Below are 14946 nucleotides of genomic sequence, written 5' to 3'. Positions count from 1 at the left end.
GCTCCAATTAGGGGCCTTTTTTATTCAACAGATGAATTTTAGACAATTATTATTGGCAAACTCCGCTGGCGTTGGTATCGCAATATCCACCATCAGCTTTTATTATAAACATGATCTTCAGACCGCGCTGATTATATTTTTTGTTGCGCTTGTAGTCTGCTTTCTGCTATTCAACTATCTGTTCGAGAAATACATCTATCGCCGTCTCAATACCATGTATAAGCTAATTCACAACCTCAAGCTTGGCAAGGACCTTAAAGATGCAATTGGTGAACACGTCAGTGAAGATCCCATCACAGATGCCGAGAATGATGTCAAAGCTTGGGCGAAAGATAAAAAAAATGAAATTGAACAATTAAAATCTCAGGAGAAATTTCGGCGTGAATTCCTATCCAATATCTCACATGAATTCAAAACACCCCTCTTTGCCACCCAGGGTTACATCGAAACCCTGCAAGATGGATTAATGGAGGAGGATATGGAAATGGCAAAAAATTTCTTGGATAAAGCTGCCCGCAATCTTGATAGATTAAATTATCTCATTCAGGATTTAGATGAAATATCCAAATTGGAATCGGGGAAAATGGTCTTGAACATTGAAAAATTTGACATTGTAGACCTGATTAAAGATACCTCATATTCGTTAGAAGACAAGGCCAAACAACACAATATCAAAATTGAGTTTAAACCTAAAGCTGGCACACCGCACTGGGTCAAAGCCGACCGCAACAAAGTACATCAGGTGCTGTATAATCTAATAGACAATTCCCTGAAATATGGGAAGGAAGGAGGGACCACAAAAATCAAAATTTTTCCACTATTTGAGCAAGTGCTCATTGAAATCACTGACGATGGTTATGGTATTGAAGAAAAAAATCTGAGCCGCGTATTCGAGCGATTCTTTCGAACAGACAAAAGTCGATCAAGAGATATTGGCGGGTCTGGCCTAGGTCTCGCTATTGTAAAACATATTATTGAAGCCCATCAGCAAAATGTTAATGTCCGCAGTACCGAGGGTATTGGAACCACGTTTGGCTTTACTTTACAAAAAGTTCAGACCGGAGATTAAACAATTGATGACACTTTTGTGTTTAAACAAAACCAATGTTAACATTAACTTAACATTAGGGTGTTACTTTTGCAAAAATAAATTTAAGATATGTCTTTAAATAGCATTTTTCAATACTTCGTTCCAAAGGACAAAAAATTCTTTCCTTTGTTTGAACAAGCAGGCAACAATTTGATCGAAATGTCTCAGTTGTTAAAAGATATTGTTAACTCAAACAATCCCGAGAAGAAGAAGGAGTTTACACGCAAGATGGAAGACTTGGAGCACAGAGGTGACAACATCACCCATCAAATTCATTTGGAACTAGGCAAAAACTTCATAACGCCTTTTGACCGTGAAGATATACACTCACTAGCAAGTTCATTGGATGATGTAGCGGACTTTATACATGGCGCTGCCAACAGAATGGATTTATACAAAGTAGAAAAAGCAACAGAGCCAATGATCGAAATCGCGGATCTATTGGTAGAAGCGACGGAGCATGTCTCAAAAGCAATCCACGAACTTCGTGACTTAAAAAACATTCGCAACATTACTGATTCGTGCGTACGTATCAATAGTGTTGAAAACAAAGCAGACTATATTTTTGACAAAGCGGTGGCTGATCTTTTTGAATTTGAAAAAGATGCGATCTCTTTGATCAAACACAAAGAGGTATTATCCGCAATGGAAGATGCAACAGACAAATGCGAGGATGTTGCTAACGTCTTAGAAAGTATTCTAGTTAAAAACGCATAATCATTCGATCATAAGTGCATAAAAATTCTACGAGATTATGATGTCAACATTACTCGTTGTTGTGATTGTCCTAGCGATTGCATTTGACTACATCAATGGATTCCATGATGCCGCCAACTCAATTGCGACAGTTGTATCAACAAAAGTTCTCACACCGGCAATGGCTGTATTATGGGCTGCCATATTCAACTTTGCTGCTTATTTCTACTTTACAGACCATAAAGTGGCCAACACCATTGCCAAAACGGTATTGGAAGAATATATTACCCTTGAGGTCATTTTTGCGGGCTTGCTCGCAGCAATTGGCTGGAACTTGTTTACCTGGTATTACGGAGTACCATCGAGTTCATCACATACCTTAATTGGAGGTTTTGCGGGATCAGGAATGGCCTATGCTTTCATTCTTGGAGCAGATCCTATTCATGCCATTAATATCGATGCGACTTTAAAAATTATCGCTTTCATCGTTCTGGCCCCAATCATTGGTATGACCATATCCATTATCATTACGCTCATAGTAATCAACTTGGCGAAAAACTCCCGTCCTAGTGTTGCCGAAAAATGGTTTAAAGTATTACAGTTGGTTTCTTCGGCGGGTTTGAGTTTTGCCCATGGAGGTAATGACGCACAAAAAGTAATGGGTATTATCCTTGTAGCCATGGTAGCTGGCGGTTATATGGAAAACACGGAACATATGCCTGAATGGATTCCGTTGACTTGTTACGCAGCAATAGCAGCCGGAACAATGAGTGGTGGCTGGAAAATTGTGAAAACAATGGGAACGAAAATCACGAAAGTAACACCATTAGAAGGGGTTTGTGCTGAGTCCGCGGGGGCCGTTACCTTAGGGATAACCGAACATTTCGGGATTCCGGCATCCACAACACACACAATCACAGGTGCTATTATCGGTGTCGGTGTTGTCAAGCGTGTATCAGCTGTCCGTTGGGGAGTTACCATCAGTTTATTATGGGCTTGGATACTGACAATTCCAGTATCGGCATTGCTTGGTGGACTGTCTTTAGTTATCGTTCATTATTTACTTTAGAAAGAATTTCTTAATTTTTTTCTAAAAGCTATTGAAACAAAACAAAAATTTGGTACTTTCGTACCGAATTTTTGTTTTGTTGTTTCACATTAAATACTTATTTTAGTACGAAATATAGCAAAAACAAAAATTTAACATAATTTTAAGACTTTGGCACGGCAATTGTACTGTTCCATGTGTTAAGATAAGAGAATTTAAAGTTTGAAAACAATTAAAATTAATAATAACCTTAAAAACAAGAGTATGAACTATTCTACAATTAAAAAAACAGCTGTTGCTGCTACATTAGTTGCCGCTTTAGGTTTCGCTGATACAGCACAAGCTCAACAAGTATTCGGTGGTAGATCACAATACAGAACTTGGTCTATCGGGGTTCAAGGCGGTATCACAACTCCAAATGCTTTAATTGGTGGTAACAATAACTTTGGTCAAAAAGTTGGTTACTTCCAAAACAAAGTAGGTGAGTATTATGGCTTGACAGTACGTAAACAATTCTCTCACCTATTTGGTTTAGAAGTTGAAGCGAACCGTGGTAAGATTAAAACTTACAATCATGATGAGTCTGGTCCTGCTTTTGAAACTAGTTCTGGTTCAAATTTAGGCCGTGCTCAATCAGCAGAAACAAAAGTAAACTGGGCTGCTAGTTTAAATGGAGTATTCCAATTGGGTACGATTGACTTCTTGAGAAGAGAAAATGCAGTTAATTTCTACGCTAAAGTAGGTATCGGTGCATTTGCTTACAATCCTATTCAGTACGCTAACAATGATTTTGGTGGAACTGTTGTTTATAATCAAAAATGGGGTGAAGACATATTTGGAGATCGTTCTCCTTCAGAACCTCAAGACAAGGAATACCGTTTAGGTATGATCGTTCCTGTGGGTGTTGGTGCTAAATTCAAATTATCTGAAGTTGTTGCCTTGAACTTAGGTTACACAATGAACTTTACTGATGAAGCATTATTGTACGGACCTGGTAGAAATGGAACTACAAAACAACGTTTTTCTAACGTATACGGTGGTTTAGAGTTCACTTTAGGTTCAAAAGACAAACAAAACTTGACTTTTGCTAACCCGGTTGCGACATTGTACGATGAATTGAAAGATCCTTCATTGAGAAACGAAGTTGAAGCATTGAAACAACGTGTAAGCACTTTAGAAGGTACTGTTAACACATTAAGCGCTGATGCTGATGGTGACGGTGTATCTGACAAATTTGATAAATGTCCTAACACACCAGCTGGTACTCCAGTAGATGGTTCAGGATGTCCAATCAAATTCCCAGAGCCAGTTGTTAACAACGTTACTTCTAACGGTTACTATGCGCCAATTCAATTTGAATTTGATAGCTCAGTATTACAGACTTCATCATACTCAACTTTAGACAAATTGGCTAAAGAAGTACGTGATAACAATTCATCTGTAACTTTAGATGGCTATGCATCTGCAGAAGGTTCTGAAGCTTACAACTTGACTTTGTCTAAAGACCGTGCTAACTCTGTAAAACAATATTTGGTAAATGCTGGTGTTTCTTCATCAAGCATCACTGCTAACGGTTACGGAGAGAAAAACCCAGTTGCTTCTAATTCAACTGAAGAAGGTCGTGTTCAAAACCGTCGTGTTGAGATCAAAAAATAATCGTATATAATTTATACCATTATATTAAAAGCCGGCTCTAGAGCCGGCTTTTTTATTTTGACAGTATTTATCCTTAACTTTGTGGATGATATCCAATTTGTGGAAAATTTATTCAAGCAAATTAGATAAGAAATTAGTATTTTGATTTAAGGAACAGAATACTGGTTTTAAACTTTTGAGAATGGAAGAGGATTTTGAATTTGAAAACCCCGAAGAAAGAAAAATCTCGGTGGACAGATATGAGGAAATGCTTCGAAACGAGGATCAGTATTTTTTTGACTCCAAGGCTTTCGAAGGAATAATAGACTACTACGCTGAAAAAAATGACCCTGTAAAGGCTTTACAAGTAACAGAATTTGCGATAAGCCAACATCCCTTTGATATTACCTTTCTGTTAAAGCAGGCCCAATTGTTTTCAACAATTCAGCAATACCGGAATGCATTGGCAGCCCTGGACAAAGCGGAACTACTGGAAGCTTCAGAAGGCGATATATTTTTGATTAGAGGTGGTATACTGGGAAGTATAGGACAGTTTGATGAAGCATTGGATCAGCTATTCAAAGCATTGCCCTTATTGGACAATAAGGATGAAGTCTACTTTCATGTTGCAATGATTTTTCAGGCGCAAATGAATTATGACAAGGCTATTGTCTATTTAAAGAAAGCGCTTGAACTTAATATGGACTACCAAGAAGCTCTCTATGAGCTGGCTTATTGCTATGATGTTCTTGACAGACAAGAAGAAAGTATATCTTTTTATAAAAAATATATTGACTCAGATCCGTATTCGTATTATGCTTGGTACAATTTGGGTAATTCTTATCATAAAATCAGCAAATTCGAAGAAGCATTGGACGCTTATGACTATTCCATATTGATCAAAGAAGATTTCTCGTCGGCTTATTTCAACAAAGGGAATGCACTTGTCAACTTAGACCGCTATCAGGAAGCTTTGGATGTCTATAAGCAAACCTTCGAATATGAACAGCCTAGCGCCGACACTTATTGTGCAATAGGCGAATGCTACGAAAAGCTCGAACAAATGGAAGAAGCTCGAAACTACTATAAAAAAGCCGTGAAGCTAGATGCCGAACTAGCGGATGCCTGGTTTGGTATCGGAGTTACACTGGATTTTGAAGAACGTTATTTTGAATCGCTTCATTTCTACAAAAAAGCTTTGGAATTGGAAGACACAAATCCAGATTACTGGTTTGCCATCGCAGATGCAAGGTATAAGCTACAGCAAATTGATCAAGCTGAGGAAGCCTATAAGAAAGTTGTTGCATTAAATCCATCCGATATTGATGCTTGGCTCGATTATTCGTCTATCTTATTCGAACAGAGCAAAATGGATGAAGCCATCAATGTGATGTCGGATGCGATCACGCAAAATCCTGAAGCAGCAGAATTATACTATCGTGTAGTGGCTTATCTATTTGCTAATGGACAATACAATGAAGCTTTAAACTTTTTGGAATTAGGCTTAGCTACAAATCCCGAAAAGCATTACATTCTCTTTGATTACCTCCCCCAATTACAGGGAAATCAAATCATTACTGAGATTGTAAAAAAATACACAAAACCAAAAAATTAAAACAGCAAACATAGCTATACCCTTAGGCAATCTTTCAGATATAACTGAAGGTATACAATTAGATTGAGCGTAAAGCTCAAAGAGTATTAAACCATTCGATGAAAAAATTAGGTCTGATAGGATATCCGCTAGGACATTCGTTTTCCAAGAAATACTATTTAGAAAAATTTGAAAAGGAACATATTGAACATATAGATTATGATCTATATCCAATTGAACGCATAACAGATTTTCCTGCAATTTTTACGAATAAGGACTTTTATGGAGTAAATGTTACTATTCCCTATAAAATAGAAGTCATGGATTATCTGGACGAACTGTCAGAAGAGGCCCAGACCATACAGGCAGTAAACTGTATCCGTATTCGGCACCTATCTGATGGCAGGCCCCATCTTAAAGGCTACAATACGGATGCTTATGGATTTGAAGCTTCATTAAAACCACTTTTGGTTCCTCACGATAAAAAAGCCCTGATTCTAGGAAACGGAGGAGCGGCAAAAGCCGTAATCTATGCTTTGGATCAATTAGGCATTGCATACAAACTAGTAAGCAGAACCAAACACATAGACAACTATACCTATGATGAGTTAGATGCCACAATATTAGCTGACTATACATTAATTATCAACTGTTCTCCCGTAGGCACCTTTCCCAATATAGCAGAATTTCCCCACTTACCTTATGAATATATAAATGATCATCATTTGCTTTATGATCTTATCTATAATCCAGAAGAGACAACCTTCCTAAAGAAAGGCAAAGAAAAAGGTGCTCGAACTAAAAATGGGTATGAAATGTTACTGCTTCAGGCAGAGAAGAATTGGGAAATTTGGAATAGCGAATCTTTCTCTATTTAGAGAACAATAAAAAATGTAATTTTACCTTATGCTAACGATCAGAACATTCACATTCAATCCATACCAAGAAAACACTTACGTATTATATAATGAGCAGAGAAATGCCATTATTATCGATCCTGGGATGTATGGTGAAAAAGAGCAGACGGAGTTTTTGACATTTATCGATCAACATAATCTCAGTCCCCAATCGTTATTGAATACGCATTGTCATATTGATCATGTATTGGGCAATTATTTCATTCATGAGCGGTTTGGTCTTCTCCCTAAATTTCACGAGGGTGAGCTATCTATTTTGGTAGCGGTTCAGAACTATGCCCCTCAAATGGGATTCCGTTATGACATCTCTCCTATTGGAGAAGCATTTTTAAATGCTGGAGACAGCATCTGGTTAGACAATGACGAATTGGAAGTGATCCTAGCGCCCGGTCATTCACCTGCACATATCTGCTTCTATTCTGCTGCACAAAAAATTTTAATTGGTGGGGACGTGCTTTTCCGCAACAGTATTGGCCGCACTGACCTCCCTGGAGGGAACCATCAGCAACTTTTGGATAGCATCAAACAAAGACTCTATACGCTACCTGATGATACGGTTGTCTATCCCGGTCATGGTCCATCAACAACAATAGGATTTGAAAAGAACTCCAATCCATTCATACAAGGATAAGATATGAACCTGCCTCTTCTATTTGCCAAAAGATACCTCTTTTCAAAAAAATCGGTTAACGCAATCAATATCATTTCGTCAATTAGTGTGATCGGAGTTATGGTAAGTAGTGCTGCATTGATTATACTCCTATCCTCATTCAATGGCATGGAGGAGCTGATTCTATCCATGTATGGTAAATTCGCTCCCGAAATAAAAATAGAGCCTCACAGAGGAAAGCTTTTTACAACAAATAAACCGATTTTTAAGGAGCTTCGAAAGGATCCAAATGTAGTTCATTATACTGAAGTGTTAGAGGAAAAAGTATTACTCCAATATGCAAATCGACAATATATTTCAACGATAAAAGGAGTCGAGCCTCAATCGCTCAATAAAAGTATCGGCGATAGTATCCTCGTGGACGGAGCATATCGACTCATGCATGACTCGACCAATTTAGCTATACTTGGAGCAAGCGTTCAGGCCAATCTTGGTATATCAATGCAAAATGAACCCGAACTAATCCAGGTTTACTCACCGAGAAAGGGAGTCAAAAACAGCTCCAATCCCGCAGAAGAGTTTAATATTAGAGCTATCAGCCCCAGTGGAGTTCTTAGATATCAACAGGACTTCGATAATTTTATTATTACACCCATTTCATTTGCTAAAGAAGTGCTCGGTGAATATGATCGGGTTTCATCCATTGAATTCTATCTGAAGACCGGTACTAATATTAAATTATTTGAACAAGATCTTCAAAAAAAGTTAGGCACAGATTACATCGTTAAGAACCGCGAAGAACAAAATCCAACGTTATATAAAAACGTGCGTGTAGAAAGATGGGTTGTGTTTTTTATATTAACATTAATTAGTGTTATCGCCATTTTTAATATTGTGGGTTCATTGACGATGTTGGTATTGGACAAACAAAAAGATATGACAGTCTTAAAAAGTCTAGGCGGAAATAACAGTTTAATTCAACGTATTTTCTTTTATGAAGGACTAATGATTGCAATTATCGGTTGCGTTTTGGGTTTATTGATCGGCGCAATATTTAATTATATTCAGTCAACCTATGGTATTATACGAGTTGAAGATGGAGCGAACACAATTTTAGACAGTTATCCCATGGTCAGTAGATGGAGCGACTATGCATTGGTATTCACTACTGTTACCGGTATTTCAGGGTTAGTGTCCTATTTCTCTGCAAAAGTGAGCGTAAAAGAGCTGAACAAACTAAAAGCAACGGATTAATAGCGTGTACTTTTGGAACGGCTTTGACTACCTTTCGTAATCTGTTGAATTAAACTCCCCCAAGCAAAAGGATTTAACAATGGGTTTGCATAACGCTGGTTGATAACTTTATTATTCATTGTGTTAAAACTCTGGGCGTTATTGATCGAACGCATCTCATTGCCATCACGAGGTACAACAGCGGCCATGGCGGACAACGATTCATAGGAGAGCGATCTCCTTGCGCGCACTATATTATCCTCAGATACATCAAGATTCATAAATGCAATATTAAATTCCTCGATACTTGCCCAAGGATAGGGGGTTACCATAGGCAACTCAGTTACCAAATTTTGCATGACGATACTAGCCGTGTATTTGTCGCCGGCAACTTCAGGAATAGTTATGGTGAGCGGATCGAACCCGACAGAAGTAAAACGAATTGTATCACCTACGTGGGCCACAAAAGAAAAATAGCCCTCATTATTCGCAGCAACTGCCTCATTACGGAAAGATAAGTTGGTTACTGTGGCATAACCAACAGGAAGCCCAGATCCCACGGTAGTTACAATACCGGAATATTGAATAATCTTCTTTTCTTGCGCTTTCAAAACCGAAGAGTCAAAAAATATAGATAGAACTAATAATATAGGGATCAGCAACTTCATAGAACAAATTTACACAAAACCAGCTGAGTTAGCCGTTAAATTGTGTTAATAGATAAACTAATTGGCCGAAGGCATCGTCGCATCAGGAGAATCCGGATCGGTAAGGTTGATTGCTTCTACCGCAGTAACCTCCGGTACAGCTTTCTTGATCGCTTGCTCCAATCCCGCTTTAAAAGTCATGATGCTCATTGAACATGAAGCACAGGCGCCCAATAGTTTTAATCGCACGACATTATCTGCTGTAATCTCTTCAACACTCACATTTCCGCCATCAGTTTCCAAATAAGGTCTCAAGGTATCCAATGCTTGCTCCACTTTTTCTTTTAAAGTCATACTCTTTATTAAATTCGATGATTGTATATGTAAAGATAATCAAATATTTTAAAATCTGTATTTTTCCTCTTCTTACGCAAGAGAAAAACAACAAGATCATGACAATACTGCTACTAAATTGCATTCAACGAGTTAAAGAATGTTAATAAAAAATGTTGTTTTTGGGATCAAATAATTATTAAACTATATTGCACAGTAAAATTTAATTGATTAGTATAACAAATTCACTTATCTTTGTAAAATGTTTTTAAATAGGCGTATAGCGGCTATCTGTGCCGGCATGATGTTTCTATTGGTGTTTACCGGTTGCAAGAGTAAATTTGAGAAATTGCGCGCAAGCAATAATATCGCTCAAAAGTATGAAGAAGCCGTAAAACTATATGAGAAAAAGAAATATACAAAGGCATTAGTTTTGTTTGATGACTTGCGGACAAAATTCCGCGGACAAGCTGAAGCAGAAAATATCTACTACTATTTGGCTTTTGCCAATTACCGTCTAAAAGATTATACTTCAGCGGCATATCACTTTAAGGACTTTGCTGATGTTTACCCGAATAGCGCGCGGGCAGAAGAATGTCGTTTCATGCATGCCTATTGTTACTATTTGGATTCACCTCGGTCAACACTGGATCAGGCAAACACCAAGAAGGCAATAGATGCCTTACAGCTTTTTGTCAACCTGTATCCAGAATCTGAACGCTCCAAAGAAGCTGCAGATCTTATCCAAAAACTACGGGACAAACTCGAGCTTAAGGCTTTTGCCAATGCTAGGCTCTATTATGACATGGGATTGAATGATGATTATAGAGCTGCTGTCATTGCGTTACAAAATGTACTAAAAGAATATCCTGATACGAAATATGCTGAAGAAATCGAATTCTTAACGCTAAAAGCGCAATACATCTTCGCTTCGAAAAGTATTCTGCAAAAACAGGAAAGCAGGTATGACGAAACATTGGATTATTACCGTAGCTTTGCTAGCGCTTATCCCAATAGCAAGCATATGAAAGAAGCGGAATCTATCCGTGAAGATTCGGAAAAAGGAATTAAAACAGCCGCTTCTCACATGAAAGAATATAACAAAGCGGTTGCTGAGCAGGAAGCTTATATAAAAGAACAAAAGGCGAAAAAAGAAAAAGAAAATACCCAAAAAGATGAGTCAAAAAAATAACAATTCAATTCCAAATTCTACAGTTACACGTGACTTAAGACAATTGGACAAAGGAACTGACAATATCTATGAATCCATTGTAGTTATTTCTAAACGCGCGAATCAAATTGCAGTAGATATTAAAGAAGAACTAAACGGAAAACTTGCTGAGTTTGCAAGCAACAACGATAACTTGGAAGAGGTATTCGAAAACCGCGAACAAATAGAGATTTCTAAACACTACGAGCGCATGCCCAAACCTACTTTGGTAGCAATCGATGAGTTTTTACACGACAAAGTGTACTACAGAAATCCTTCGAAAGAGCAAGACTAATCCCAAATTCAACGATGGCTTTAGCTGGGAAAAATATTGTAATTGCTGTATGCGGCAGTATTGCCGCATACAAAATTGCAAATCTAATTCGTCTGCTCATAAAAGCGGATGCCCGGGTTAAAGTGATTATGTCTGAGGAAGCCACAGCTTTCATTACCCCTCTTACGCTTTCTACATTATCCAAAAATCCAGTTTTAATTGAATATTACCAACCCAACACAGGTGAATGGAATAATCATGTTCAAATTGCTTTGGAAGCTGATTATATACTCGTAGCTCCTGCAACGGCAAATACCATCGCTAAGATGGCTAACGGACTCTGCGATAATCTACTTATGGCAGTATATTTATCGGCAAAGTGTCCAGTGTTCTTTGCTCCGGCAATGGATTTAGATATGTGGAAACATCCATCTACACAATCCAATATCGCCAAACTTGGAACTTACGGCAATATAATCATACCTCCTGAAAAAGGTGAGTTAGCCAGTGGATTAATAGGAGAAGGACGTCTTGCCGAACCAGAGGAAATTTTCCGCTTTCTAGCAGATTTTGCCAACGAGAAACGTCCCCTATCGGGTCTAAAGGCGCTCGTATCAGCAGGACCAACGCATGAAGCCATAGATCCTGTCCGCTTTATTGGCAATCATTCCAGTGGAAAGATGGGCTTTGCCATTGCCCAACAATTAAAGGAACTCGGAGCCGATGTCACATTAGTTTCCGGACCTACTGCACTTCCACATCCCCAACAAATGACAGTCGTCCCTGTCACTTCCGCTGCCGAAATGCTTGGCGCCTGTGAAAAATATTTCGACGATGCTTCTATCATTGTCATGAGCGCCGCAGTTGCGGATTATACCCCTATCGAAGTGGCATCTCAGAAAATAAAGAAGAAAGAAAATGAATTTTCTATCGCTTTGAAGAAAACAACCGACATTCTAGCGACTTTAGGTGCAAAAAAGAAGAAAAATCAATTACTAATTGGATTTGCTCTAGAGACCAATAATGAACTCGAGAATGCAAAAGACAAATTAGTTCGAAAAAATCTCGATTTTATCGTGCTCAATTCCATGCAGGATCAGGGTGCTGGATTTGCCACAGATACAAACAAAGTCACAATCATCAATCGTTTGGGCGAAAACAAAACATTTTCTTTGAAATCGAAGAAAGATGTTGCAAAAGATATTTGTTCGATCATTGTGCAGCATATTCCCCTCGAAAATTGATCTTGTAATTCCAAGGAATAGGTCACGTCCCTTATTCTACTAAAGGTTCATAATTCTTAGTTCTTTCGGATAGTAATTATTGATCCTATTTGGTAAGATTTTCATCCACCCTAATGACATCCCTTTATATCTTGCCAGGGCCCAGCCCTTAATAATGGGAGAGCCTGCCTCTAGTGTCAGGTTTTCCTTCCTAAGGTAATTTTGAGCCTTCTCGAGTGTAAATTCAAGGCTTTGCACATCGGGATTCAATACATTACTTAATGCCAATGCGTGGCTTGGAATCAGTTCCTTTCGATTGAGCTTTCCTATATTTACTCCAGCATTCTTTAGATAAAGCACATTCTGGAGATACTTCAAATCATTTTCATATTTTTTTGGGAATATATAAAGATCATCGTGATGGATAAACGGAAAGAACTCATCCACATCTGATATCCAAGGGTCCAAAATTCCCTTCGGAACGTCTGATTTTTCTGGTTTTATCCGTTTCCTATTAAATGTAGATTGCTCAGCTATTTTGCGCAAAACAGTAATAAAAAAGCCTTCTCCGCCTAATTTATGAGGATAGAAACGGTATCCATGTGCTGTGTATTCAACCGACTTTGTATGCTCGATCCCCCAATTATCATCAATTGCAATCTCTATTGACTCAAAATCTCCCGTCCCTATTAACCAATCTGCTATATCTTCATTTTCCTCTTCAGAATAAGAGCAGGTTGAGTAAAGGAGGTATCCGCCTGTTTTCAATGCAGCGATACTTTCTGCTAATATTCGCTGTTGTCTTTCACTACAAAGTTTAACATTCCCTTCCGACCACTCATCTATTGCATCCGTATCCTTTCTAAACATTCCCGATCCGGAGCAAGGTGCGTCCACAACCATAAGATCAAAGTATCCCGGTAATCGGTCAAAGGCCGAAGGATCATTATTTGTAACCACCGTATTTACGTTTCCCCATTTTGTTAAGTTATCCTGTAAGATATTGACACGTGTCTTAATAATCTCATTGGCAACTAGTAGGCTTTCAGGATGTAAACTACTGTTTAGCAAAGTAGACTTTCCCCCGGGGGCTGCACAGAGATCCAGCGCATAAACTGGCTTAGCTTTTATCTCCAACTTACGGATAATATGGTCTATGAACATAGACGATGCATCTTGGGGATAATAGCCACCAGCGTGAAACAAAGGATCAAGCGTAAATAGGGGGCGTTCCTCGAGATAAAAAGCACTCTCGCACCAAGGTACCATGCCCCTACTGGGAAAGGGGCATTCCCTCAATTTTTGAGGATTTAACCGTATTGCCGTTGCCCTTTTGCCCTCTTCGTGTACTCTAATAAATCCTTCAGTATCGAATAATGGATTTACCCCCAGTTTTTTTACTAATGAATTTGGCAGAAAATTACTCATGTGTCCTAATAGTTTGTGCTAAAATTAATATAAATAAAAATGAAGTCAAAATAAGTAGTAAATTACGGGAAAGAGTAAATTTGTGTCATGAAAGATCTCAAGAAATACGCTATTATCCCGGCGACACCAGAAGAACTGTATCTCGCCCTAACAACCGAAATTACAGCCCGTCTTTGGACTGGCGATCTTGTATCGATAGATGCGACAGTAAATGGTGAATTTTCCTTGTGGGATGGGGCGATTGCAGGTCGGTTCCTGGAATTAGAACCTTCTACGAAAATCGTACAGGAATGGTATTTTGGAGAAACTGATCACCCTTCAATTGTTACATTAAAGTTGCATGAGCACAAAAAAGGGACATCACTGGAGATTAGGCAAACCAATATACCAGATGAAGATTACGAAAATATTGCTGAAGGTTGGGAAGATCCCTATATTTCTTCCCTAATTGATTTCTATACGGAAGAAGATTAATTTTTATGAATATCTTCAGAGAGCCTAGTTTAAAAAACTAGGCTTTTATTTTACTTTATTTAATAAAAACATGTAGCCTTTGCCCGAATTTTTTCTCCGAGACCGAAAACAGAAAACTTCCCTTGCGATAAGGTCTTTTTAAGCTCTCTAATATTCCATTATAAGGCCCTTTGGGCTCTTTAGCTAAAAGAACAGCCTAGTTTCGTCCTTTTGTACCTTTCGGGCGTTCTTTCGGGGGAGATCACCATAGTAGGTCAAGAAAGCAAAGCTGATGAGATGACAATCGATATAGAAGAATATAATAGAACACGTTTTTCAAAGCCATTATAATCTTATATCTTTTCTTAAAGAAGATCGGCCATGGTTTATCCGGCTGCTGACTGTGTACAATACGTGGCCGTCCGGTCTCAGGAGTTCCGAGCCTGTTCCCCGGGGTTTCCCTGCCCGGAGCTTCTTCATAGAGGACTTCGGCCGGAAGCATAGTATCGGCAAAGGGAGATAAAAGAACCGGAGGACAAATAAAAGATCCTTTGG

The 14946-nt window shown here is 38.5% G+C and carries 16 protein-coding genes; 12 read left to right on the top strand and 4 right to left on the bottom strand.

The annotated features are described in order from the left end of the window. Positions 1–31 precede the first annotated feature (31 nt). The 8 genes from B4G94_RS16320 (at position 32) to B4G94_RS16285 (ending at position 8844) form a co-directional block, all read left to right on the top strand. Positions 32–1069: a sensor histidine kinase gene (locus B4G94_RS16320; RefSeq protein WP_165309477.1), complete on the top strand. Its 1038-nt coding sequence runs from the start codon at positions 32–34 to the stop codon at positions 1067–1069. A gap of 90 nt (positions 1070–1159) precedes the next feature. Beyond that, the gene (locus B4G94_RS16315; protein ID WP_108634567.1) at positions 1160–1807 is read left to right on the top strand and encodes a DUF47 domain-containing protein; all 648 of its coding nucleotides are present in this window, start codon (positions 1160–1162) and stop codon (positions 1805–1807) included. 37 nt (positions 1808–1844) lie between these two features. Further along, the gene (locus B4G94_RS16310; protein WP_108634566.1) at positions 1845–2855 is read left to right on the top strand and encodes an inorganic phosphate transporter; all 1011 of its coding nucleotides are present in this window, start codon (positions 1845–1847) and stop codon (positions 2853–2855) included. A 243-nt stretch (positions 2856–3098) separates the two neighbouring features. After that, on the top strand, positions 3099–4490 hold the full coding sequence (locus B4G94_RS16305; protein WP_286860153.1) for an OmpA family protein: 1392 nt from the start codon (positions 3099–3101) through the stop codon (positions 4488–4490). A 181-nt stretch (positions 4491–4671) separates the two neighbouring features. Next, entirely contained in the window at positions 4672–6084 is a 1413-nt protein-coding gene (locus tag B4G94_RS16300; protein ID WP_108634564.1) for a tetratricopeptide repeat protein, read from the top strand. Positions 6085–6182: 98 nt separating this feature from the next. Continuing rightward, on the top strand, positions 6183–6941 hold the full coding sequence (locus B4G94_RS16295; protein WP_286860151.1) for a shikimate dehydrogenase family protein: 759 nt from the start codon (positions 6183–6185) through the stop codon (positions 6939–6941). A 28-nt stretch (positions 6942–6969) separates the two neighbouring features. Next, a complete protein-coding gene (locus B4G94_RS16290) occupies positions 6970–7611 on the top strand; it encodes an MBL fold metallo-hydrolase (protein ID WP_286860149.1) in 642 nt (213 codons plus the stop codon). Positions 7612–7614: 3 nt separating this feature from the next. Next, positions 7615–8844, top strand: coding sequence for an FtsX-like permease family protein (locus B4G94_RS16285; protein ID WP_286860148.1), 1230 nt, complete (start codon positions 7615–7617; stop codon positions 8842–8844). Here B4G94_RS16285 and B4G94_RS16280 read toward each other — a convergent pair. Continuing rightward, positions 8841–9491, bottom strand: a complete 651-nt coding sequence (locus tag B4G94_RS16280) for a hypothetical protein (protein WP_286860146.1) — start codon at positions 9489–9491, stop codon at positions 8841–8843. The genes B4G94_RS16285 and B4G94_RS16280 overlap by 4 nt on opposite strands. A gap of 57 nt (positions 9492–9548) precedes the next feature. Then, positions 9549–9824, bottom strand: coding sequence for a NifU family protein (locus B4G94_RS16275; RefSeq protein ID WP_104383444.1), 276 nt, complete (start codon positions 9822–9824; stop codon positions 9549–9551). A 241-nt stretch (positions 9825–10065) separates the two neighbouring features. Between B4G94_RS16275 and B4G94_RS16270 the strand changes: the two genes are divergently transcribed. From B4G94_RS16270 to coaBC, 3 genes are read left to right on the top strand one after another with little or no spacing between them, the layout of a single operon-like run. Beyond that, positions 10066–10995 carry an outer membrane protein assembly factor BamD gene (locus tag B4G94_RS16270; protein WP_104383443.1) on the top strand — a complete coding sequence of 310 codons (930 nt, stop codon included), beginning with the start codon at positions 10066–10068 and terminating at the stop codon, positions 10993–10995. Then, positions 10979–11308: a DNA-directed RNA polymerase subunit omega gene (locus B4G94_RS16265; protein WP_028070932.1), complete on the top strand. Its 330-nt coding sequence runs from the start codon at positions 10979–10981 to the stop codon at positions 11306–11308. The genes B4G94_RS16270 and B4G94_RS16265 overlap by 17 nt, the downstream gene beginning before the upstream one ends. A gap of 14 nt (positions 11309–11322) precedes the next feature. Then, the gene (gene coaBC / locus B4G94_RS16260) at positions 11323–12531 is read left to right on the top strand and encodes a bifunctional phosphopantothenoylcysteine decarboxylase/phosphopantothenate--cysteine ligase CoaBC (RefSeq protein ID WP_286860143.1); all 1209 of its coding nucleotides are present in this window, start codon (positions 11323–11325) and stop codon (positions 12529–12531) included. Between the two features lie 39 nt (positions 12532–12570). Here the strand turns inward: coaBC and B4G94_RS16255 are convergent, their stop codons facing one another. Next, complete coding sequence (locus tag B4G94_RS16255; RefSeq protein WP_286860141.1) at positions 12571–13938, bottom strand: methyltransferase RsmF C-terminal domain-like protein; 1368 nt, start codon at positions 13936–13938, stop codon at positions 12571–12573. Positions 13939–14025: 87 nt separating this feature from the next. On the opposite strand from B4G94_RS16255, the gene B4G94_RS16250 reads away from it, so the two are divergent. Further along, a complete protein-coding gene (locus B4G94_RS16250) occupies positions 14026–14412 on the top strand; it encodes an SRPBCC family protein (protein WP_108634557.1) in 387 nt (128 codons plus the stop codon). Between the two features lie 241 nt (positions 14413–14653). On the opposite strand, the gene B4G94_RS16245 is transcribed toward B4G94_RS16250, so the two are convergent. Next, positions 14654–14946, bottom strand: a 293-nt coding sequence (locus B4G94_RS16245) for a hypothetical protein (RefSeq protein WP_286860140.1), incomplete at its 5' end; no start/stop codon positions are given.

It is taken from the genome of Sphingobacterium sp. UBA7625, assembly GCF_002484085.1.
GTDB lineage: Bacteria > Bacteroidota > Bacteroidia > Sphingobacteriales > Sphingobacteriaceae > Sphingobacterium > Sphingobacterium athyrii.
Note: the sequence above shows the minus strand (reverse complement) of the source record. Positions and strands in the feature narration are given on the sequence as shown.